We start from the raw sequence: 20000 nt of genomic DNA on the forward strand, positions 1-20000 counted from the left end.
CTTCACGTAATGCCATCAAACCTGGCATTTCTGCTTCTGCTAATTGAATTTCTTTGCGACCCCAGTCTGCTAATGCAATGTCTTTTACTTTAAATGGTACATATGTACCTGGTTGTGATGCCATTGTATATATTTTTGAAAGATGATTTTCTTACTAAAGTGCAAATTTAATGCAATTATTTGGAGTTTTCTAGAAAAGCCAAAACACTTTCTAGTTGAATGCCTCTAGAACCTTTAACCAGTAGAAAACTGTCCTGAATAGGGTGATCTTGTAGCCAGGTATGTAAACCAAATTTGTCTGGGAAATAATAGGCCGAAGGCAAATGAATTAAGGCGTGCTGCATATGCTGCCCCACTAGATGTACTTTTTCAAAGGATAATCCAGCAATAAGCTTTCCTAAAGCAGCATGTTCCTCAGGGGAGGATTCCCCTAACTCAAACATATCACCTAAAATAACCAATTTGGGAGTTCCCTCGGTTTCCGCGAAATGCGAAATAGCGGCAGACATCGATGAAGGATTGGCGTTATAAGCGTCCATCAAAACTTGGTTTGATCCTATTTTGATGAATTGAGAACGATGATTATTCGGGATATAGGTGCTGATCCCAGCATTGCATTGCTCATCGCTTAGAGAAAAGAATTTACCAACCGCAATCGCTAGTTGAATATTCTCAAAATTATAAATGCCAGGTAAGTGGGAATCGATGACCTGACCAGACTCAATAGCATAGCGTACCATCGGTTTTGCCTCAACTAAAGAAGTTGGCATCGCCTCGTTCGAATATATCGCATTTTGCATCCCTCTTTCGCTGAACATTTCTTGTACGGGTCCAGCTTGATGAGGTAAAAAGGTGACACCGTTAGAAGCCTGTAAAAAGTCGAAAAGTTCTCCTTTCCCTTTACGCACTCCTTCCATTCCACCAAATCCTTCTAAATGTGCTTTTCCAATATTAGTTATTAAACCGTGGGTAGGTTGAGCGATATCGACTAATTCCTTGATGTCTCCTTGCTTGTTCGCACCCATTTCGATCACTGCAATTTCGTGCTCCTTTTTAATAGATAAAATGGAGAGCGGAACCCCAATGTGGTTGTTCAGGTTGCCGGTAGTGGCGAAGCAGTGGTACTTTTGGGATAAAACAGAGAAGATTAATTCTTTCGTAGTGGTCTTTCCGTTTGAACCAGTTAATCCGACGATCGGAATCGATAAGGTTTGGCGGTAGGCGGTTGCCAAATTTTGCAAAGCTAATAGTCCGTCCTCGACCAATAAGGTGCGTTCTCCCGCTAAGTAATCCGCATCATCAATAATCGCGTACTGTGCCCCTTTTTCTAGGGCTTCCGCTGCCATCGCATTGGCATTGAAATTAGGACCTTTTAAGGCAAAGAATAAATTTCCCGCTTGGATTTTTCGGGTATCGGTAGATACGCCGGTGGAGGATAAAAATTTTTCTAGAAGCGTTTGCGTGTTGACAATCATTAGCCTGTTATGACAATTGACTGCAAATATCTATAAAAATTTTGGAACCCCTAAGATAATCTGACGTAGACTGACGATGATAATCACGATTCCCACGAGAATCATCATGGATTTTACCGGCAACTTATTCGCTAAGCGTGCTGCGATAGGAGCCGCGATTACTCCACCTAGAATTAAACCGATGATGACATGTAGATATCCAAGACCGATGACAGCGAAAAAGGTTAGCGATGAAGCAAGTGAAACGAAGAACTCAGTCAAGTTCACACTTCCGATCGTATACTTTGGATGACGACCCGAGGCAATCAGGGTAGAGGAGACAATCGGTCCCCAGCCGCCACCGCCAATGGAATCTAAGTAGCCACCAAATAGCGCTAACCAGCCGACTCTTTTTAATTGACGTTTCTCTTGGCGTTTGATGAGTGCCTTACGAATGATAATAGCACCTAAGAATAAAGTATATACGGAAACGATAGGTTTAATGTATCCAGCATAATCTTCTAGACTCGATAATAAATAGGCGCCCAGAATAGCTCCAATAACACCAGGAATGACTAAGGTTTTAAATAATTTGGAATTCACATTCCCAAACTTCAAGTGCATATAACCAGAAACGCCAGAAGTGAACACTTCTGAGGCATGAACGCTAGCTGAGGCTGCAGCAGGGGTGATACCCACAGATAATAAGAATGTCGTTGCTGTTACGCCATAAGCCATGCCCAAAGCGCCGTCAATCATTTGGGCAATAAATCCTCCTAAAACGTAATATAAAATCGATGAATCGACTGTATTGAACACGGCGATTATTTTTTCAGCCGTTAGGTAGGTGAATAAAAGATGCCCCACGATCATCAATGCCAGCGCATTACTGATGTGAATAATCACTTCAGTGATGCTACGATCACGCATCCAGATGGTTTGGATGGCATTAAAAATACTCGGAAAATTTCTCTTAGGAGGCATAGATTTTTCAATTCCCTACAAAACTAATAGACTTTACTTAATCTACCAACAAAGTAGAGTAAATATTTTTTCATAAAAAAGCCGTAATTTGCATCTCCTTTTACAATAAAAACATTTTATGCGTACAGAGTATCAGTTTAGAGAGATCGAGAAAGCTTGGCAATCGTTTTGGGAAGCCAATAAAACATTCCAGGCTCAGGTAAATCCAGCGAAGCCCAAATATTATGTCTTAGACATGTTCCCTTATCCATCTGGAGCGGGATTACACGTGGGTCATCCGCTGGGATATATTGCCTCTGATATTATGGCTCGTTACAAGCGTTTGCAGGGTTATGAAGTGTTGCACCCGATGGGCTTCGACTCTTTTGGTCTACCTGCAGAACAATATGCGATCCAAACAGGTCAGCATCCGGCTATTACGACGGAACAAAATATCGCTCGTTATATCGAGCAATTGAAGAATATGGGATTCTCCTTCGATTGGTCGAGAGAGGTCAGAACATCTGATGCGTCTTATTACAAATGGACGCAGTGGATTTTTATGCAATTATTTAATTCTTGGTATAACCAGGATTCGGATAAAGCAGAGTCAATTGAAACCTTGAGGACTATTTTAGGGGCCAAAGGTTCGATCGGATTAAAAGCTGTGTGTGATGAAGAAGTCACTCGAATCACCGCTGAGCAATGGAATGCGATGTCTAGTGACGAGCAATATGCGTATTTATTAAGCTTCCGTTTAGCTTATTTGGATGATTCAGTCGTAAACTGGTGTCCACAATTAGGGACGGTTTTAGCGAATGATGAAGTCAAAGATGGCGTTTCAGAGCGTGGTGGTTACCCAGTGGAGCAGAAGAAAATGCGCCAATGGTCGATGCGCATCACAGCCTATGCTGATCGTTTATTAAGAGGATTAGACGAGGTGGATTGGGCTGATTCTTTGAAAGAGCAGCAGCGCAATTGGATTGGAAAATCGATCGGAACGGATGTGGAATTTGCCATTGAAAACGTTTCAGATAAGAAAATAAAAGTATTCACTACGCGTGTGGACACCATTTATGGGGTTTCCTTCATGGTATTAGCGCCGGAGCACGAGTGGGTTTCAGAATTAACGACACCAGCTCAGAAAGAAGCGGTGGAGGAATATGTGAACTGGGCCAAAACCCGTTCGGAACTGGACCGCGTCTCCGAAGTAAAAACCGTTTCAGGAGTTTTCACAGGAACCTATGTGATCAACCCAGTGAACCAAGAGCGTGTTCCTTTATTCCTAGCTGACTATGTGTTAGCCGGTTATGGAACGGGTGCCGTGATGGGAGTTCCATCGGGCGATCAGCGTGACTGGAATTTTGCGAAATATTTTGATTTGCCTATTCCGGCTATTTTAGATGGCCAAAAAGACATCGAAAAACAAGCAGATCCTACGAAAGAGGGGAAATACATTAATTCAGGAATGATTAATGGAATGGGCTATAAAGAAGCGACGAATACCTTGATTACTTGGTTAGAGGAGAACGGAATCGGAAAAGGGAAGGTTCAATATAGAATGCGTAATGCGGTGTTTAGCCGTCAACGCTATTGGGGCGAACCTGTTCCGGTGTATTTCAAACCAACAGCCTCAGGTGATTTACTACCTTATTTGATTGAGGAGTCTGAATTACCTTTGGAACTACCTAAAATCGATAAATACCTACCTACTGAGACGGGCGAACCTCCTTTAGGACGGGCAGCAGCTGATTGGAAATACAAAGGACAATACGATTACGAATGGTCAACTATGCCAGGATGGGCAGGCTCTTCTTGGTATTGGTATCGTTATATGGATGCCACGAATTCAGGTGAATTCGCTTCGAAAGAGGCGATTAACTACTGGAAAGCGGTGGATTTATACATTGGTGGATCAGAACACGCGACGGGTCACTTGTTGTATTCTCGTTTTTGGAACAAATTCTTGAAAGATTTAGGCTATGTGCCGGAGGAGGAATTTGCGAAGAAATTGATCAACCAAGGGATGATTCAAGGGCGTTCGAACTTCGTTTATCGCCTAAAGGATTCAGCCAAAGTCACGTTTGTCTCACACGGCTTAAAAGATCAATACGATGTAGCGGCACTTCATGTGGACGTGAATATCGTAGAAAACGATGTTTTAGATCTAGAGGCCTTCAAAAAATCACGCAATGATGTACCAGCTGATGCGGAATTTATTTTAGAGGACGGCAAATATGTGTGCGGTTGGGAAGTGGAGAAGATGTCGAAGTCGAAGTTTAACGTCGTAAATCCGGATGATTTAATTGCCAAATATGGCGCAGACACCCTTCGTGTCTACGAGATGTTCCTAGGACCCTTAGAGCAATTTAAGCCTTGGAATACCAACAGTATTTCGGGATCGCATAATTTCTTGCGCAAGGTTTGGCGTTTATTCTTTGATGACAATACGAACACTTCGAAAATAGTAGACGCACCTGCGACTCCTGAAGAATTGAAAGTATTGCATACAGCGATTCGCAAGGTGCAAGATGATTTAGATCGATTCTCTTTCAATACAGTTGTTTCGACCTTGATGATTTGCGTGAATGATTTGGGCGCCTTAAAATGCCACAAGAAATCAGTTTTACGGGAATTAGTGATCTTGCTATCGCCTTATGCTCCGCACATTGCAGAAGAATTGTGGGTAGCTCTTGGTGAGCAGGAGGGAAGTATATCCTATGCTTCATTCCCCGTATTCAACGCTGCATTCTTAGAGGAAAATGATTTCAATTACCCGATTTCATTCAATGGTAAAGTGAAATTAACGCTTGCTTTCCCAGTTACGGCTACGCCGGCTGAGATTGAGGCCGCTGTATTAGCGAATGATCAAGTAACCAAACACCTAGAGGGCAAGTCTCCTTCTAAAGTGATTGTCGTTCCGAAGCGGATTGTGAATATCGTCTTGGGGAAATAGACTAAAAATCGACTCGAGTACTCAGAATGGGGATCAGTGGAAGCGCATACCGGTAGGTAAGTGCTTTTGCATTTGAGTCATATCTTTCTTCGATGACATTAGCGATGTCCAAGATGTTTTGTAGGTCTGCTCTGATGGTCCAGGTATGTTTTGCCCGGTTAAGTTTGTAGGCTACTGAAAGATCTAGTCTTTGGAAAGTTGGGTATTGCGCTTGCATTAGTTGACTTGAGGTTAAAACGGTCGTATTCCTTTTAATAGATTCTGTTAAATTGATAGGCGTATATCGATTACCTCCTCTAATTAAATACCTCAAATTCACCGAAAATTTCTGGCGAAAATCTTTTCCAACTAACACATTAGCTGCATAGTTATTATTGAATTGTGTATTGTACCAAACGTTTTTTTTCGCCTGGAATTTAGTGTCAAATACAGACGCTGTAATTAAAAAATAAAAATCATTACTTAAAAAACGCTCGAGCGTTAATTCAATGCCTTTATTTTCCCCTATTCCGCTATTTTCTAATACCTGTGTAGGTATTCCAGAACTATAATTTAATAGCGAAAAAGGGCTGTTTCTATTAGAATCTACGGGCGCTTGACTGATATTCTGTACGTAGGCTTCAAGTTTAAGGCGCGTGTTTTCCCCAATTCTTTGATCGTATGAAATCACTTGGTGAAGCGATACGGCTGGCCTGATGTTCATATTAGGCAACTTCGAGGTAGAACCAGTATATCTTTTATAAAAGTACAAAGAGAGGGGATCCAAGCGGGAATGTACACCTAAGCCGAGTCCAAGACGTCCCCCCGATTTAGTTTCCCACAATACAGACAGGCGCGGTTCCCATCCTTGGGCCTTGTTTAGCTCAAATTCATAGCGGTGAACCCCTGCCGTCATACTCAATTGCGAGGTCCATTTTTTTTGAAATTGAATGTATTGCTGCCAATAATAGGTTTTGTCTTTATCGTTTAAGTAAATGATCTTATTCCGAAATTCGTATAGATTATACCCTAATTGGCTCGCATTAACCCCTATTTTAAGTTGTGCGGTGGAGTTAAATCGATGTAAATAATACGAATTAAGGCGCCAAGTTGGGTATTGGTAGGTTTGCTCTCGCGTGGTTACCGACCTCGTCTCCTGAATAATTTCTGTGGATTCAGTCGTGTAGGCCAAAACCGTTTTTATGTGTCCACTCTTAACCGGTAGTTTATGCGATAATCCGCCTACGACTACCTGGCTATTGGTAAAATCACTCGTGGTCGTTTTAATATCTTCTGTATTATTTGCCCCCGCTATTCCCCATAAGGTGAAGGTGCCTGATTTTTTTGTGGGTAGTTCAATTAAGTAATTTAAATCCCGGTAGGCCGGTTTGAAATTCCCGGTATTGATATTGACTAAACCGGATTTAAGTAATATCTCCAAAGTAGAATACCGCAAACCTACTCGATAGGAGCCCCCTTTATTACCCAATGGACCCTCCCCAGCTACGTCTAAACCGACAACTGAAAGTGTGGTCATCCATTCTTTCTTTTGGTTATTCCCCCTTTGTAAACTCAAATCAAAAACACCCGATGAGGCGTTCCCGTATTCAGCTGGGAATGCGCCAGACATAAAGTCTGAATTAGCTAAACTCGTCGAATTAATCATCGAAATGATGCCACTTGTCGAACCTTGGCCGTCACCGAAATGGTTTGGATTAGGGATTTCAATTCCTTCCATTCGCCACAATAAGCCTTTGGGTGAATTGCCTCGAATGATGATTTCATTGTTTTGATCTGAGCCTGCATTTGTGACGCCCGCAAAATTTAGGGCCATTCTTGCAGGATCTTGAAATCCGCCTGCATAGCGCTGCGCTTCAAGAAGGCTGAATTGTCGCGCACTAACCAGTGTAAATTCATTTTTAGCCACCTCTTTAGACTTCTCTGCCTGAACGCGTACTTCTTGCAAAAAGATGGGTTTTTCTTCCATTTCGAGGGCTAAATAGCTTTCTTTACCAGCGATGAGTTCAATCTTGGGAACACTAAATTCTTCATAACCTAATGCTCGAACTCGTATTTGGTAACTAGATAAGGGAAGATTTGAAAAGGCAAAGTAGCCAAGTGAGTCAGATTTAACGACTTGGTTGCCAGGAGAAAGATAAATATCCGCTAAAAAAATAGGCTGTTGGATATATTTATCCAACAGCCTACCTCTAATGTTTTGGGTTTGAGAAAAGCTAGTATAAGAAATGAAAAGTCCTATAATTATGAATGCTCTCAAATTTTTTAATTTCTAGGTGGACCACCTTGACGCGTTTGACTTTGCATCGTTTTGTATTTCTCTAGTTGTTCAGGCGTTAAGATCGCTTTGAATTGTTCTGCTTGCGCATCATTCACTTTCTTCATTTCGGCCATCATCTCATCTCTTTCCATTCCTTGCTCGCGTAATTCCATCATCTTTTTCATTCGAGCTTCGATCAATGGTTCCACTTTGGCTACTTGCTCTTTTGATAAGCTTAATTCTGTCGACATGCGATCTACTTGACGTTGAATCATCGCTTGTGGATCCATTCCTTGTGCGTGGATTTGTGTGCTGAATGCCATCATTGCTACAATAAAGGCAAAAATTGTGCTAATCTTTTTCATATTATGTTGGAAAAATAGTTTCCCAAATATATTGATATACTTGAGTTGCTGGTATCTGACTGTCGATATTTTGCGACGAAATAAAAACAGGGTAATAGGCCTCATCACAGAAAGGACTTCCATGTGAACCCTTCACTAGACTAGCATCGAGCGGAATCACGTCCATGCGGTAACGGAAACCTAAGAGCTTACGAGCTAATTTATAGGCCGCTCTAAGCTTTATGAAGGGATTTTTAGGATCCATGAACATTTCAACTGGATCGTAACCTGGTTTCTTGAAGATGTCTACGCAGCGAGCGAAGTCAGGCGCCTTCGCGTCATTTAGCCAATAATAATACGTAAACCACTTGTCAGAATCTGCGACCAAAACCAGATCCCCACATCGCTCGTGTGCGATCTGGTAGTCTTCGAGTTCTTTTCCACTGAGGATTTTGGCGATGCCTGGTACCTTTTCAAAAATGGCTTTAATTTCGGACGGATTCCTACAATAAATATGGGCAATCTGGTGATCAGAAATGGCAAAGGCTTCACTAGCACCCGGATCCAATAATTCCAAACCTTGTTCCTCTCGAATCGCAATTTTACGCGCCTCGCGTAATACACGATTTAAATGAATCGGCGTATTGACATCGTTGATACCATATTCGGATAACAAGATGATCTCTGCGTTTTTGGACTCAAAATGTGTGATCAATTGTTCTAAAACCCGATCTATTTCGCTTAACTCTTTTGCAATAGCTGGTAAATCCACCCCGAACTTCTGCAGACAATAGTCTAAATGCGGTAGGTAGATCAAGTTAAGTGTAGGATCGTATTTTTCATCCACATAGATAGACGCATCCGCAATCCATTGAGTGGACTTGATATTCGCATTCGGACCCCAAAAATTAAACAATGGGAATGTACCCAGCTTCGCTTGTAATTCGTCTCGCAAGCTAGCGGGATACGAATAGCAATCCGGCGCCTTCACTCCATCTGAATGGTATTGGGGACGGGGAGTAACCGAATAATCCGCAGAGGAATACATATTATACCACCAAAACATTTTGGCGCATGTAAATTTCGGATCTTTCTTTTTCGCTGCCTCCCAGATCTTTTCAGCCCCTACTAAAGGATTCGACTGTTTCCAAAACTTCACTTCCGAATCCGTTTTGTCATACCAGCCATTACCCACGATGCCGTGCTCTGAAGGATTCTTACCTGTCAAATATACCGATTGTGAGGTGGTCGTTACCGCCGGAAAGGGAGGTTGTATTTTTTGAATCTGCTTCTTTTGAATATAGGCATACAAAAAGGGAGTGTACTCCGCGGAAATAACACTTTCGCTGAGCCCCACCACGTCGATAACGGCAGTCTTTTTCATCATCCTAATAGGTCTGTGATGGTTTTTATTTCGCGGCTAATGGATTCAGCCATCGGTACTTGGAAGGCAGGAGGTAATACGCCCCAGGTATAGGTTTCGATTTCCAAATGATTCGTAAACGGGCTAGCCTTTTGGATAACGAGCGTTTCTCGGATTTCTTTTTGGGTAGATCCTAAAAGACCATAGTTTTCTAAAAATAGCGGTACATGGAAATGCACCCGCCATTCATCGTATGTATTAGGCTTATAGGCCGCAAAGGCCTCATCTAAATCCTTAAATTCTTGATACGAACCGTCTTTGCGCAAGGCTTTGACCTGATGCAAATAAACAGGTTCTTGGTATTTCTGTAATTCTGCGATCTTTTCTACTTCTTGTTCTCTTAAATCGATGCGTAGGGCAGAACTGATTTGAATCTTTCCAACAGGGATATTTTTAGCTTTCAATTCCTGAATACTCGCCTCAGGTGCATCAAAACTCACTCCATAATGGCAGATGTCAAAGCACAATTGGATGTGTTTTCTAATTAAATCTGGATTTCCTGCTGGCAATAATACCTGCTCGTACCAGTCTACAAAATCGCTGTGATTGCTCAATAAGCCATCCGGCTCGGGTTCGATATCGATGTGGATTGTTTTACCCGTTTTTACCTCGATTTCTGCTAATACATCCACTACTTCCAATAGATGAAGTGTTGATTCCCGCATCGCTTGCTGGCGCTCTTCTGCTGTATTCCACCAGAATTTATAAGACAGGGGAGAGGTAGAAATGCCTCCCTCGTTTTCTATTAAAAGGGCAGCTAAAATATGCGCTAAACGAATCGTATAATCTCGTCTATCCGTCGTAGTCCAATCGGGTGCGTGCACTTGATCTTTGACGATGGTGTTATGGAAACCTCCGTAAGGGAATCCGTTTAAGGTAAAAACGTAGAGATTCTGCTCAGTCAGCCACGATTGTAAGGCCTTTAAAGCCGCAGGGTCTTGCAAATCAATACTCGCTTGATTCGCAAAACGCAGACCTAAACCCATTGGTTTGTTGGGTGAAACTTGTGTCTTCACCGCCGGAACGTGCTGCTTTAATTGCGCAAAATGTTCCGACCAAATCTCTCCGGTATGAATATTACTGCAATAACTCAGGTGTCCGTAAGGCGTTTTCATATTAGGCGATTTGTTCCAAGTAATCGACTGATTTTTTGATGAGATCGAAATCCATCTCGTGCACTTCCACTCCTTTGCCTACTTGTTCTAACAAGGTGATCGTTAATTGCCCGCCTAAATGTTCTCTGAACTCATTTAAGCCGTTCGTTAAGTTGATTTTGCCATTTTCTGCCAAAGCAGGATGAAAAATAGCAAAACCTAGTTTTTTCAACAAAGTAATAATTCGGTCTACGTCCTCTTTTGTCAAATGACCGATCAAGTGCGAATAGACGCTATCTAAGGCAATTCCAATCGCCACCGCTTCTCCGTGACGGATCTTGAAATCGCTTAAGTATTCTAATTTATGTGCTGCCCAATGGCCAAAATCCAAGGGTCTAGCCGAACCTAGTTCAAAAGGATCTCCGCTGGCGATATGTTGCATATGCAATGAAGCACAGCGGTAAATTTGCTCAATCATCACGGTCTTATCGCGCTGATTCATTGCATCCACATTTTCTTCTAACCAGGTAAAAAAGCTGATGTCTTTAATCAGGGAAACCTTAACAGCTTCCGCAATTCCCGAACGCCAATCTCTTTCACCTAAACTATCTAGGAAGGAATAATCGTTAAATACAGCTACCGGTGGAGCGAATGTGCCCAGGAAATTCTTCTTGCCTAGGTAATTGACGCTGTTTTTAACTCCTACACCTGAATCGTTTTGGGATAATACAGTCGTCGGTATCCGGATGAATTTCACGCCTCTATGGGAGATAGCAGCAGCATAGCCGGCCATATCTAAGAAAGCGCCACCACCGATGCAAGCTACAAACGAGTGGCGATCGATTCCGTGTTCATCTAATGCGCGAATCACTTCTTCGTAAAAGCGAGGGTCGTTTTTACACACTTCTCCACCTGGAAGAACCAGAATTTCTGGGGCTAAATCGGCGGGAGAATGTTGTTGGAAATAGTTGACAATTTCTGCTGTCAATTCGGTCTGAATATCTGTTATCCCCTTATCGAGTACAAAGAGAATCTTTTTGCGAAAGCTAGGGTTGCCAAAGTTTTGGACAAAATCAGCAAAAACGCGATTTTCTGGCGCAAATAAACGCTCCGTGAAGAATACCTCGTAAGAATAGGGTACCTGAAAATGTTGTTTTAAAGATTGCATAGGTTTACGTAACGGCGAACTTTTTAGCTAAACCCAAAGATACGGGTAATAAGGCTAAAACAAAGAGGGCGACCATCCATTGTCCACTCGAGGCTACCCACGCTGCATTCATCAATATAAGGGTCAAAACCCCTGTTTTTACTGTTAATCCAATGTTTTTGCCCATCGGATTTTTAATAGCAACGCTTAGTTTTCTAAAAATCAGGATAAAGTGGGCCAAGACAAATACCAAGGCAAATTCTACTTTCTCTGCGAAAAATAGCTGCGACGCGTGAACGATTAAAAATAAAAAGCCAGCGAAATAAAGTGTAATCGCCTTGCCTCCATGTACTTCTCCTCGACTTACCAGCGTAATCGCCGCTATATAAATCAACGGTATTGCGATCACAGGGAAGTGTTCTAAAACCCCTAATTCATACACGCTCATCCCTAAAAGTAAATTGAATGCTCTGCACAAACCCATATTGATAGGGCCAAAAATGCGCATATGCTTTCCTTTCCAATCATAAAAAAGTGCTAAGGCAGTAATGAAAATGGCTACAAATCCACTCAGTCTACTTTGCCAAAAGGCCAAAAATATGCCTATTGCTAATAACAAGATTCCCCCGAAAATGGCCTCCGATCGTTTAATTCGCCCGCTAGGCAAGGCTCTTTCAGGTCTTTCGATAATATCTAGTTCGTGATCAAAAACGTCATTGAATACCACTCCACCTGCGTATAAACACATGCTGGAAAGGCCAAGGAATAGGGCAGGGTAAAATTGGTAGTCTAAACGACCAAAAACAAAGCCCACAATGGCTAGCCCTGCCATGATATCAGACAGTGCCGTGACTACATTCGCAGGCCGAGTAAGCTCAGCAAAAGCTCTAATTTTAGACATTAGCGAATGAAGATTGAGTTTTTATCTACGCGAGGAGCTTGTCCGCCACGCAATACCGTATTGCCATTAAACTTCAAAGATTGATCGATTTCTAATCCGTCAATGAAGTCTTTCTCATTGATTTGTCCACTTTGCGCGAAAGAATCGAGGGCATTTTGGTAAGTCACCTTTTGGATATCTGCTTCTGATATGCCTTTGATTTTCATCAAGGCCGCCGTTTTAGGAATCGCCAAAGGGTCAGAAATTCCCCAATCCGCCGCAGAATTAACCATAATGCGTTCCGACCCATATTGCTTCACAATCTCTACCATTCGTTCATTCCCCATTTTGGTGAAAGGATAAATAGTGAAAGCCGCATAAAATCCTTGGTCTAAAACTGACTTCACCGTCTCTTCATTATTGTGGTCAATCACCACCATATGGGGTGCTAAACCGTGCTCTAAGGCAATCGCCATACTGCGTTCGGTTCCCTTTTTCTTGTCCCGATGTGGTGTATGCACCTGAACAGGCAATCCCATTTCTTTCGCTAGCTCTAATTGAGCTCTGTAGTATTTTTCCTCTGCGGCCGTTTGGTCATCAAAACCAATTTCACCCACCCCCACAACGCCTTCTTTTTGCAAAAATAAAGGCAAAATCTCCATCACCTCTTCCGCAAGTGCCTCATTATTCGCCTCCCTGGAGTTTAACCCAATCGTGCAATAATGCTTTATGCCAAACTGAGATGATCTAAAACGCTCCCAACCCACTAAACTCGCAAAATAATCCTTGAACGAAGCTAATCCCGTGCGTGGTTGTCCCAGCCAAAATGCCGGTTCAATAATAGCCACCACACCCGCATCAGCGAGCGCTTGGTAATCATCCGTGGTACGGGAAGTCATATGAACGTGAGGATCGAAAAACTTCATTCCTTGTGTATAGGCCACAAAACCGCCGTCCACTTCTTGGGCAGTTTGTTTTTCCTCGGTGGATCCCTCGAAATGGGATGGATTTATTTTAGGTTCGTTGGGGTTTTGGCACATATTAATAGGCAGTTTCTTCTTTTTCTAACACCTTCCAGGCTTCTAGAGGGCTATTTTGTTGGACTAATTCAGCCGCTTTTTGATCGTTCGGATCAGCGCTTTCTGTCAGTCTTTTTACATCTTGTTCTTTTGTATCTGTCTGGAAGTTTCGGATTAATCGCCAAACTTGCGATGGCACCCGTCTTCCAGCCGCCCATCGTTCGTGTGCAAAATCGGCTAGGGTATCAGCCAAAGCTTGATTCGCACGCTCATCTAATCCTTCAATAAGATGAATAGGCTTGTCGTTAAAAATGCATTTTAAGACTAATTGGTTCCAGGCTAATTCGCTGAAATATTGCAAAGGGTATGGATTGCCAAAAGCAATCGCATCAAATACTGGCCCCATATTAGATCTAACCGCATCGGTAGCCCGGTGTAACCAAATTTCTGGCGTAGGTAAAACGGGCAATGCTCGATAAAGAGCGACTAATTCGTTCATCTCCGCCGTATCAAATAAGGTCTCAATTCTGGATTTTCCGTCTTCTTTTTCAGCTAGCTGAATTAATAAGTAAACCCGAACGAGCTGATCAAGTGTGCTATTTTGCCAATTCCAACTAGGGATATTGCCTACTCGTGTTTTAGCCACTTGACGAGGAGCCATGACAAAGGCCAATGACAAACCTTTTGAATCGGTTTTTATTTTATCTGCTATCCAGGCTAGTTCAGTTGGACTGGCCAATGACTGAATAGATTGATATAGAAGTTCGGCGGTATTCAATTTCGAAATAGGTTTAATTCATCACTATGAACGAATTTACTAAAAAAATGTCAATTCGCTTCTGATTTTTGAGAGGATATTCAATAGGTTTAGCCCGCAAATTCCCCTAATTTTGCTTCATGGAAGAAAGACCGATAACCGACTGGCTGCCCCTCACGAAAAAAGAGGTAGAAAAACGTGGCTGGGATGAACTGGACGTGATTTTAATCTCAGGTGATGCCTATGTGGATCACCCGGCATTTGGCACGGCTGTCATCGGTCGAATCATGGAAAGTGAAGGCTTGAAAGTGGGTATTGTAGCTCAGCCAAACTGGAAAGACGATTTACGTGATTTCAAGAAATTAGGTAAACCCAAAAACTTTTTTGGCGTAACTGCAGGATGTATGGATTCCATGGTGAATCACTATACAGCTAACAAGCGTTTGCGTTCTAATGATTCCTACACCCCAGGTGGAGAAGCGGGTTTTAGACCGGATTATGCTACCACGGTTTATACAAAGATTTTAAAAGAAATTTACCCAGATGTACCTGTTTTAATCGGTGGCATCGAGGCCTCCTTGCGTCGAGTAACCCATTATGATTACTGGGCGGACAAATTATTTCCCTCTGTTTTAGTCGATTCTGGTGCTGATATGTTGGTGTATGGAATGGGAGAGCAGCCTTTGCGCGAGATTATGCGTGGGGTGAAAGAAGGGAAGAAGTTGGGTGATTTGACCCATATTAATCAAGTGGCATTCTTGCAAAAAACAGCTCCTGCTTGCGATTGGGAAACCGTTGAGTTAGCGAGTCACGAAGTCTGTTTAGAAGATAAGATCAAGTATGCATCCAACTTCAAAATTGTAGAAGTTGAATCCAATAAGTGGCAGGCAAACCGCATTATTCAAAAAGTAGGAGAGAACGTATTAGTCATTAATCCTCCTTTTAAAACGATGGAAGAGGTCGAAATGGATAAATCATTTGATTTGCCTTATACGCGTTTGCCTCACCCTAAATATAGAAAGCGTGGGCCTATTCCTGCTTTTGAGATGATTAAATTCTCGGTCAATATGCACCGTGGATGTTTTGGAGGCTGTAGTTTCTGTACAATTTCTGCTCACCAAGGTAAGTTTATTGCTTCTCGAAGTGAGAAATCGATTATGAAGGAGGTCGAGCAAATCACGAAAGCACCTGATTTTAAAGGCTATATTTCCGATTTAGGAGGTCCGTCTGCGAACATGTACAGAATGAAAGGGAAAGATGAGGAGATCTGCGCACGTTGTGTCAGCCCTTCTTGTATCCACCCTGTCATTTGCAATAACCTAGATACTTCGCATAAACCTTTGACGGATATTTACCGCAAGGTGGATAAGCATCCAGCTATTAAAAAGGCCTTTGTTGGATCTGGGGTTCGCTATGATCTGTTAGTAGATGATTTCAATAAGAATAATTCAGATGGTAATCACGACGAATACATGGAGCAATTGATTACGCGCCACGTTTCTGGTCGTTTGAAAGTTGCCCCGGAACATACCTCTGACGCGACTTTGCGTGTAATGCGTAAGCCATCGTTCAAATATTTCCATGCCTTTAAGAAGAAATATGACGAGATTTCTGCCAAATTTGGCCTAAAACAACCTCTCATTCCCTATTTCATCTCTTCTCACCCAGGTTGTGAAGAAGAAGACATGGCTAATTTAGCGGCAGAGACGAAGGACTTAGGTTTTCATTTAGAGCAGGTGCAGGATTTCACTCCTACTCCTATGACCGTAGCGGAAGTGATCTATTATTCTGGCGTACACCCCTACACTTTGCAGCCTGTTAAAACGGCCAAAACAAGGGAAGAAAAGCAGAATCAAAACAAGTACTTTTTCTGGTATAAGCCAGAATATAAAGATTGGATTCGGAATCGTTTGACACAATTAAAACGACCTGATCTGGCACAACGCCTTTTAGGATTTAGAAACAATAAAAATGGCTGGAACAAATAATCCAGCTTTTCATTAATTAACCAAGAAACAATAATACAATGGATGAAAATGAAGAATTAATCGTTCGCGATAGCAATGGAGCTGTTTTGAAAGATGGCGATTCGGTTACCGTAATTAAAGATTTAAAAGTACGTGGATCATCCAGCGTAATCAAGCGCGGAACGATGGTAAAAAATATTCGATTAACGGACGATGCTGACGAAGTAGAAGGCAAAGTAGAGAAATCGATGATGGTTTTACGGACTGAGTTTTTGAAGAAAGCATAACCTTGTAGGAGAGTATAGATTAGAGAGTATAGATAATAGAATGTTTATCTCTTCTCTTTACTCTATAATCTCTAATCTAATTCTTCCGGTTCCTCATCTTGAACCAATCCCTGATTCAGTTTTTTAGTTGATTTAATGCCCAATTTATGTAGGTTTTGGGCTCTATTAATTAGGTTTCCTTTTCCGGTACTTAGTTTGTTGATGGCATCGCTGTGCGCATCTTCTGCTTTCTTGATGTGCTTTCCTACATCTTCCATATCCTTCGTAAATCCGACAAATTTGTCATATAAATCACCCGCCTGGCGTGCAATTTCAATGGCATTTCTCGTTTGATACTCTGTCTTCCAAACCGAAGCAATGGTTCTTAACGTCGCTAATAGGGTAGAAGGGGAGACTAAGACAATTTTACGATCCCATGCATAATTGAACAAGCTTGTGTCCTGACTGATGGTAGCTACGAATCCAGATTCAATTGGGATGAATAATAAGGTAAAATCAGGGCTGGTTAAATCTAATGCGGTATGGTAATCTTTAGAAGATAGCTCTTTAATGTGAGTTTTTAGGGATTCAATGTGTGCTTTTAAGGCCAAATCCTTTTCGATAGTACCTTCCTCTGCACTGGTATAACGTTCGTAAGCAACAAGTGAAACCTTACTATCAATAATAAGGTTTTTATTGTCAGGTAAGAAGATGACTGCATCTGGTTTGATTGTATCATGATCCTGGTTTTTAGTCACAAATTGAGTCTGGTATTCCATACCATTCTTTAGTCCTGAGCTTTCTAATACACGTTCCAAAATCATCTCACCCCAGTTCCCTTGCGACTTATTGGATCCCTTCAGTGCATTCGTTAAATCTTCTGTTTTCTGTGTAACCGTTTGATTTAGGCTTGTCAGGTTTTTGATTTGCTCCATAAGAACAGTGCTTTGTTCTAAGCTGTTTTTTTGACCCAAGTTAACCTTCTCCTCAAATTCACGTAATTTCTCTTTGAGAGGGTTCAATACGTCGTTTAATTTAACTTGTTGTTGATCGCTTAGCATCTTTCCCTGTCTCAGCACGGATTCGTTACTAATATCAACTAACATTTTGCGTAGTTTCTCCTCATCTGACTTCTGATTCTCCACCGTCATCTTTAAGGTTTCATTCTGGCCTTCAATTTGAGATAGTTTGCCAAAAAGTGCTCTATTTTCAGCCTCCAATGAAGTCACTTTCGTTTGTTCTTGACTTGCCTGTGCTAATTGACTTTGTAATAAGGCTAATTTGCCTTGAAATAGGAGATAAGTAGCTCCTGCGCCGGCTACTAGGGCTAGAATGATGTAGAGGATTGTCATGTAGCAAATGTAAATAATAAAGTACAAAGCATAAAGAATAGAGGAGATAATAGATTGGAGAGTAGAGTGTAAAGATGGTGAATGGAGGAATTCAAAGACCAAAGTTCAAAGACCAGAGTTCAAAGAGAAAAGAGCAAAGTTCAAAGTTCAAAGAGAAAAGTTCAAAGAGCAAAGAGCAAAGTTCAAAGTTCAAAGAGCAAAGAGCAGAGTTCTATGTGCGCGGGGCGATATTTCCCTGAGTGGATAAAAAACGAGGCGGCAGCCACTTTTTTATGCCGTCTCTCTACTCTTTACTCTATACTCTCTACTCTATTTACTGTCCACTGCCCACTGCCCACTGTTAGGCATAAAAAAAGACCCACACTCATCGTGCAGGTCTTCTATAATAACTTGGAGCTTACTTACTTTCCCGGGTTTGATCCCAGTATCATCAGCGGTGCGGGGCTTAACTTCTCTGTTCGAGATGGGAAGAGGTGAACACCCGTCCTATCGGCTCCATACTTTTTGCAAGGTTTTAGCCTTTAGCCATATTGTGAGATAAAATAAACAGCAGTGTGTAAATTAATAAAAGGTAAGCTTTCGGGTAATTAGTACTACTCGACTTTGACATTACTGTCTTTACATCTGTAGCCTATCGACCGTGTCGTCTACACGGACCCTTCATGGAATACTCATCTTCAGGTCAGTTTCGCACTTAGATGCTTTCAGCGCTTATCTGGTCCCGACGTGGCTACTCAGCTATGCCCTTGGCAGAACAACTGATATACCAGCGGTCAGTCCAACTCGGTCCTCTCGTACTAAAGTCAGAACCTGTCAATATTCCTACGCCCACAACAGATAGGGACCGAACTGTCTCACGACGTTCTGAACCCAGCTCGCGTGCCACTTTAATCGGCGAACAGCCGAACCCTTGGGACCTTCTCCAGCCCCAGGATGTGACGAGCCGACATCGAGGTGCCAAACCTCCCCGTCGATGTGAGCTCTTGGGGGAGATCAGCCTGTTATCCCCAGAGTACCTTTTATCCTTTGAGCGATGGCTGTTCCATACTAAACCACCGGATCACTATATCCTACTTTCGTACCTGATCGACTTGTCGGTCTCACAGTCAAGCTCCCTTTTGCTATTGCACTCTACGCACGGTTACCAAGCGTGCTGAGGGAACCTTTGAAAGCCTCCGTTACTCTTTTGGAGGCGACCACCCCAGTCAAACTACCCACCAAGCAATGTCTCCCCTTTGGGGATTAGAATTCCAGTACAAGAAGGGTGGTATTTCAACGTTGGCTCCCCGATGCCTAGCGACACCGGCTCACAGCCTCCCACCTATCCTACACATCCAGTACCAAAACTCAATGCTAAGCTATAGTAAAGGTTCATGGGGTCTTTCCGTCCCGTTGCGGGTAAACGGCATCTTCACCGTTACTACAATTTCACCGAGCTCACGGCTGAGACAGTGCCCAGATCGTTACACCATTCGTGCAGGTCGGAACTTACCCGACAAGGAATTTCGCTACCTTAGGACCGTTATAGTTACGGCCGCCGTTTACTGGGGCTTCAGTTCAATGCTTCGTGTTGCCACTAACATCCCCCCTTAACCTTCCAGCACCGGGCAGGTGTCAGGCCTTATACGTCATCTTTCGATTTAGCAAAGCCATGTGTTTTTGTTAAACAGTCGCCTGGGCCATTTCTCTGCGGCCACGATTGCTCGTGGCTCCCTTTATCCCGAAGTTACAGGGTTAATTTGCCGAGTTCCTTAGCCGTGATTCACTCGAGCGCCTTAGAATATTCTTCTCGACCACCTGTGTCGGTTTACGGTACGGGTTACTTATAAGTTATACACGCCTAGACTTTTCTTGGAAGTTTACTCACTACACTCGTTTTGGCATTGCTGCCGCCTCTCAAAGACACTATTCCGTCAGTATCTGGTAACCTGTAATCTCCGTCATCTATTTGCCCTATAAGTAAGTACAGGAATATTAACCTGTTGTGCATTAGGTTGTCGCCTTCGCTAGACCCTTAGCCCCCGACTAACCCTCAGTTGATTAGCATAGCTGAGGAAACCTTAGTCTTTCGGCGTGAGGGTTTCTCGCCCTCATTATCGTTACTCATGCCTACATTTGCTT

General features: G+C 42.5%; 15 protein-coding genes and 2 rRNA genes (1 of these 17 running past the window's edge). 3 read left to right on the top strand and 14 right to left on the bottom strand.

All coding sequences use genetic code 11. From position 1 onward, the window contains the following. The 3 genes from ACRZ9O_RS10650 to ACRZ9O_RS10660 all read right to left on the bottom strand — a co-directional run. Positions 1-124 (bottom strand): adenosylhomocysteinase (locus tag ACRZ9O_RS10650; protein ID WP_459458869.1); only part of this gene is annotated, 124 nt, incomplete at its 3' end. Between the two features lie 52 nt (positions 125-176). Next, a complete protein-coding gene (locus tag ACRZ9O_RS10655; RefSeq protein ID WP_459459025.1) occupies positions 177-1475 on the bottom strand; it encodes a UDP-N-acetylmuramoyl-tripeptide--D-alanyl-D-alanine ligase in 1299 nt (432 codons plus the stop codon). A gap of 30 nt (positions 1476-1505) precedes the next feature. Continuing rightward, a complete protein-coding gene (locus ACRZ9O_RS10660) occupies positions 1506-2438 on the bottom strand; it encodes a sulfite exporter TauE/SafE family protein (RefSeq protein ID WP_459459027.1) in 933 nt (310 codons plus the stop codon). Between the two features lie 118 nt (positions 2439-2556). On the opposite strand from ACRZ9O_RS10660, the gene leuS reads away from it, so the two are divergent. Beyond that, entirely contained in the window at positions 2557-5373 is a 2817-nt protein-coding gene (gene leuS / locus ACRZ9O_RS10665; protein WP_459459029.1) for a leucine--tRNA ligase, read from the top strand. A gap of 1 nt (position 5374) precedes the next feature. Here the strand turns inward: leuS and ACRZ9O_RS10670 are convergent, their stop codons facing one another. From ACRZ9O_RS10670 to ACRZ9O_RS10705, 8 genes are read right to left on the bottom strand one after another with little or no spacing between them, the layout of a single operon-like run. Further along, complete coding sequence (locus ACRZ9O_RS10670; protein WP_459459031.1) at positions 5375-7630, bottom strand: TonB-dependent receptor; 2256 nt, start codon at positions 7628-7630, stop codon at positions 5375-5377. Between the two features lie 5 nt (positions 7631-7635). Continuing rightward, positions 7636-7995: a hypothetical protein gene (locus tag ACRZ9O_RS10675; protein WP_459459033.1), complete on the bottom strand. Its 360-nt coding sequence runs from the start codon at positions 7993-7995 to the stop codon at positions 7636-7638. Position 7996: 1 nt separating this feature from the next. Continuing rightward, complete coding sequence (locus ACRZ9O_RS10680; protein ID WP_459459048.1) at positions 7997-9358, bottom strand: alkaline phosphatase family protein; 1362 nt, start codon at positions 9356-9358, stop codon at positions 7997-7999. Further along, positions 9358-10512, bottom strand: a complete 1155-nt coding sequence (eboE, locus tag ACRZ9O_RS10685) for a metabolite traffic protein EboE (RefSeq protein ID WP_459459035.1) — start codon at positions 10510-10512, stop codon at positions 9358-9360. The genes ACRZ9O_RS10680 and eboE overlap by 1 nt, the downstream gene beginning before the upstream one ends. Position 10513: 1 nt before the next feature. Further along, a complete protein-coding gene (locus ACRZ9O_RS10690; RefSeq protein ID WP_459459037.1) occupies positions 10514-11659 on the bottom strand; it encodes a 3-dehydroquinate synthase in 1146 nt (381 codons plus the stop codon). 4 nt (positions 11660-11663) lie between these two features. Further along, on the bottom strand, positions 11664-12539 hold the full coding sequence (eboC, locus tag ACRZ9O_RS10695; protein WP_459459039.1) for a UbiA-like protein EboC: 876 nt from the start codon (positions 12537-12539) through the stop codon (positions 11664-11666). Further along, positions 12539-13558, bottom strand: coding sequence for a TatD family hydrolase (locus ACRZ9O_RS10700; protein ID WP_459459040.1), 1020 nt, complete (start codon positions 13556-13558; stop codon positions 12539-12541). Before ACRZ9O_RS10700 ends, eboC begins: the two co-directional genes overlap by 1 nt. Position 13559: 1 nt before the next feature. Continuing rightward, the gene (locus ACRZ9O_RS10705) at positions 13560-14315 is read right to left on the bottom strand and encodes an EboA domain-containing protein (protein ID WP_459459042.1); all 756 of its coding nucleotides are present in this window, start codon (positions 14313-14315) and stop codon (positions 13560-13562) included. Positions 14316-14434: 119 nt separating this feature from the next. Here ACRZ9O_RS10705 and ACRZ9O_RS10710 point away from each other — a divergent pair, with 119 nt between their 5' ends. Together ACRZ9O_RS10710 and ACRZ9O_RS10715 are read left to right on the top strand one after the other, a co-directional pair. After that, positions 14435-16282 (top strand): YgiQ family radical SAM protein, encoded by a 1848-nt coding sequence (locus ACRZ9O_RS10710; RefSeq protein WP_459459044.1) that lies wholly within the window; start codon positions 14435-14437, stop codon positions 16280-16282. A gap of 38 nt (positions 16283-16320) precedes the next feature. Further along, positions 16321-16548, top strand: a complete 228-nt coding sequence (locus ACRZ9O_RS10715) for a zinc ribbon domain-containing protein YjdM (RefSeq protein ID WP_130895301.1) — start codon at positions 16321-16323, stop codon at positions 16546-16548. A 71-nt stretch (positions 16549-16619) separates the two neighbouring features. Here the strand turns inward: ACRZ9O_RS10715 and ACRZ9O_RS10720 are convergent, their stop codons facing one another. From ACRZ9O_RS10720 to ACRZ9O_RS10730, 3 genes are all read right to left on the bottom strand, one after another. Continuing rightward, on the bottom strand, positions 16620-17879 hold the full coding sequence (locus ACRZ9O_RS10720; RefSeq protein WP_459459046.1) for a DNA recombination protein RmuC: 1260 nt from the start codon (positions 17877-17879) through the stop codon (positions 16620-16622). A 388-nt stretch (positions 17880-18267) separates the two neighbouring features. Next, a 5S ribosomal RNA gene (gene rrf / locus ACRZ9O_RS10725) occupies positions 18268-18379 on the bottom strand. 67 nt (positions 18380-18446) lie between these two features. Continuing rightward, positions 18447-20000: ribosomal RNA gene (locus tag ACRZ9O_RS10730) — 23S ribosomal RNA — on the bottom strand (it continues 1279 nt past the right edge of the window).

The organism is Aquirufa sp. HETE-40SA (assembly GCF_054558635.1).

What these genes read in the sequence shown, in the direction of transcription:
- ACRZ9O_RS10720 (WP_459459046.1), bottom strand. Translation starts at nt 17,879, where the DNA reads ATGACAATCCTCTACATCATTCTAGCCCTAGTAGCCGGCGCAGGAGCT.
- ACRZ9O_RS10700 (WP_459459040.1), bottom strand. Translation starts at nt 13,558, where the DNA reads ATGTGCCAAAACCCCAACGAACCTAAAATAAATCCATCCCATTTCGAG.
- ACRZ9O_RS10680 (WP_459459048.1), bottom strand. Translation starts at nt 9,358, where the DNA reads ATGAAAAAGACTGCCGTTATCGACGTGGTGGGGCTCAGCGAAAGTGTT.
- eboE (WP_459459035.1), bottom strand. Translation starts at nt 10,512, where the DNA reads ATGAAAACGCCTTACGGACACCTGAGTTATTGCAGTAATATTCATACC.
- ACRZ9O_RS10710 (WP_459459044.1), top strand. Translation starts at nt 14,435, where the DNA reads ATGGAAGAAAGACCGATAACCGACTGGCTGCCCCTCACGAAAAAAGAG.
- ACRZ9O_RS10660 (WP_459459027.1), bottom strand. Translation starts at nt 2,438, where the DNA reads ATGCCTCCTAAGAGAAATTTTCCGAGTATTTTTAATGCCATCCAAACC.
- leuS (WP_459459029.1), top strand. Translation starts at nt 2,557, where the DNA reads ATGCGTACAGAGTATCAGTTTAGAGAGATCGAGAAAGCTTGGCAATCG.
- eboC (WP_459459039.1), bottom strand. Translation starts at nt 12,539, where the DNA reads ATGTCTAAAATTAGAGCTTTTGCTGAGCTTACTCGGCCTGCGAATGTA.
- ACRZ9O_RS10715 (WP_130895301.1), top strand. Translation starts at nt 16,321, where the DNA reads ATGGATGAAAATGAAGAATTAATCGTTCGCGATAGCAATGGAGCTGTT.
- ACRZ9O_RS10690 (WP_459459037.1), bottom strand. Translation starts at nt 11,659, where the DNA reads ATGCAATCTTTAAAACAACATTTTCAGGTACCCTATTCTTACGAGGTA.
- ACRZ9O_RS10655 (WP_459459025.1), bottom strand. Translation starts at nt 1,475, where the DNA reads ATGATTGTCAACACGCAAACGCTTCTAGAAAAATTTTTATCCTCCACC.
- ACRZ9O_RS10675 (WP_459459033.1), bottom strand. Translation starts at nt 7,995, where the DNA reads ATGAAAAAGATTAGCACAATTTTTGCCTTTATTGTAGCAATGATGGCA.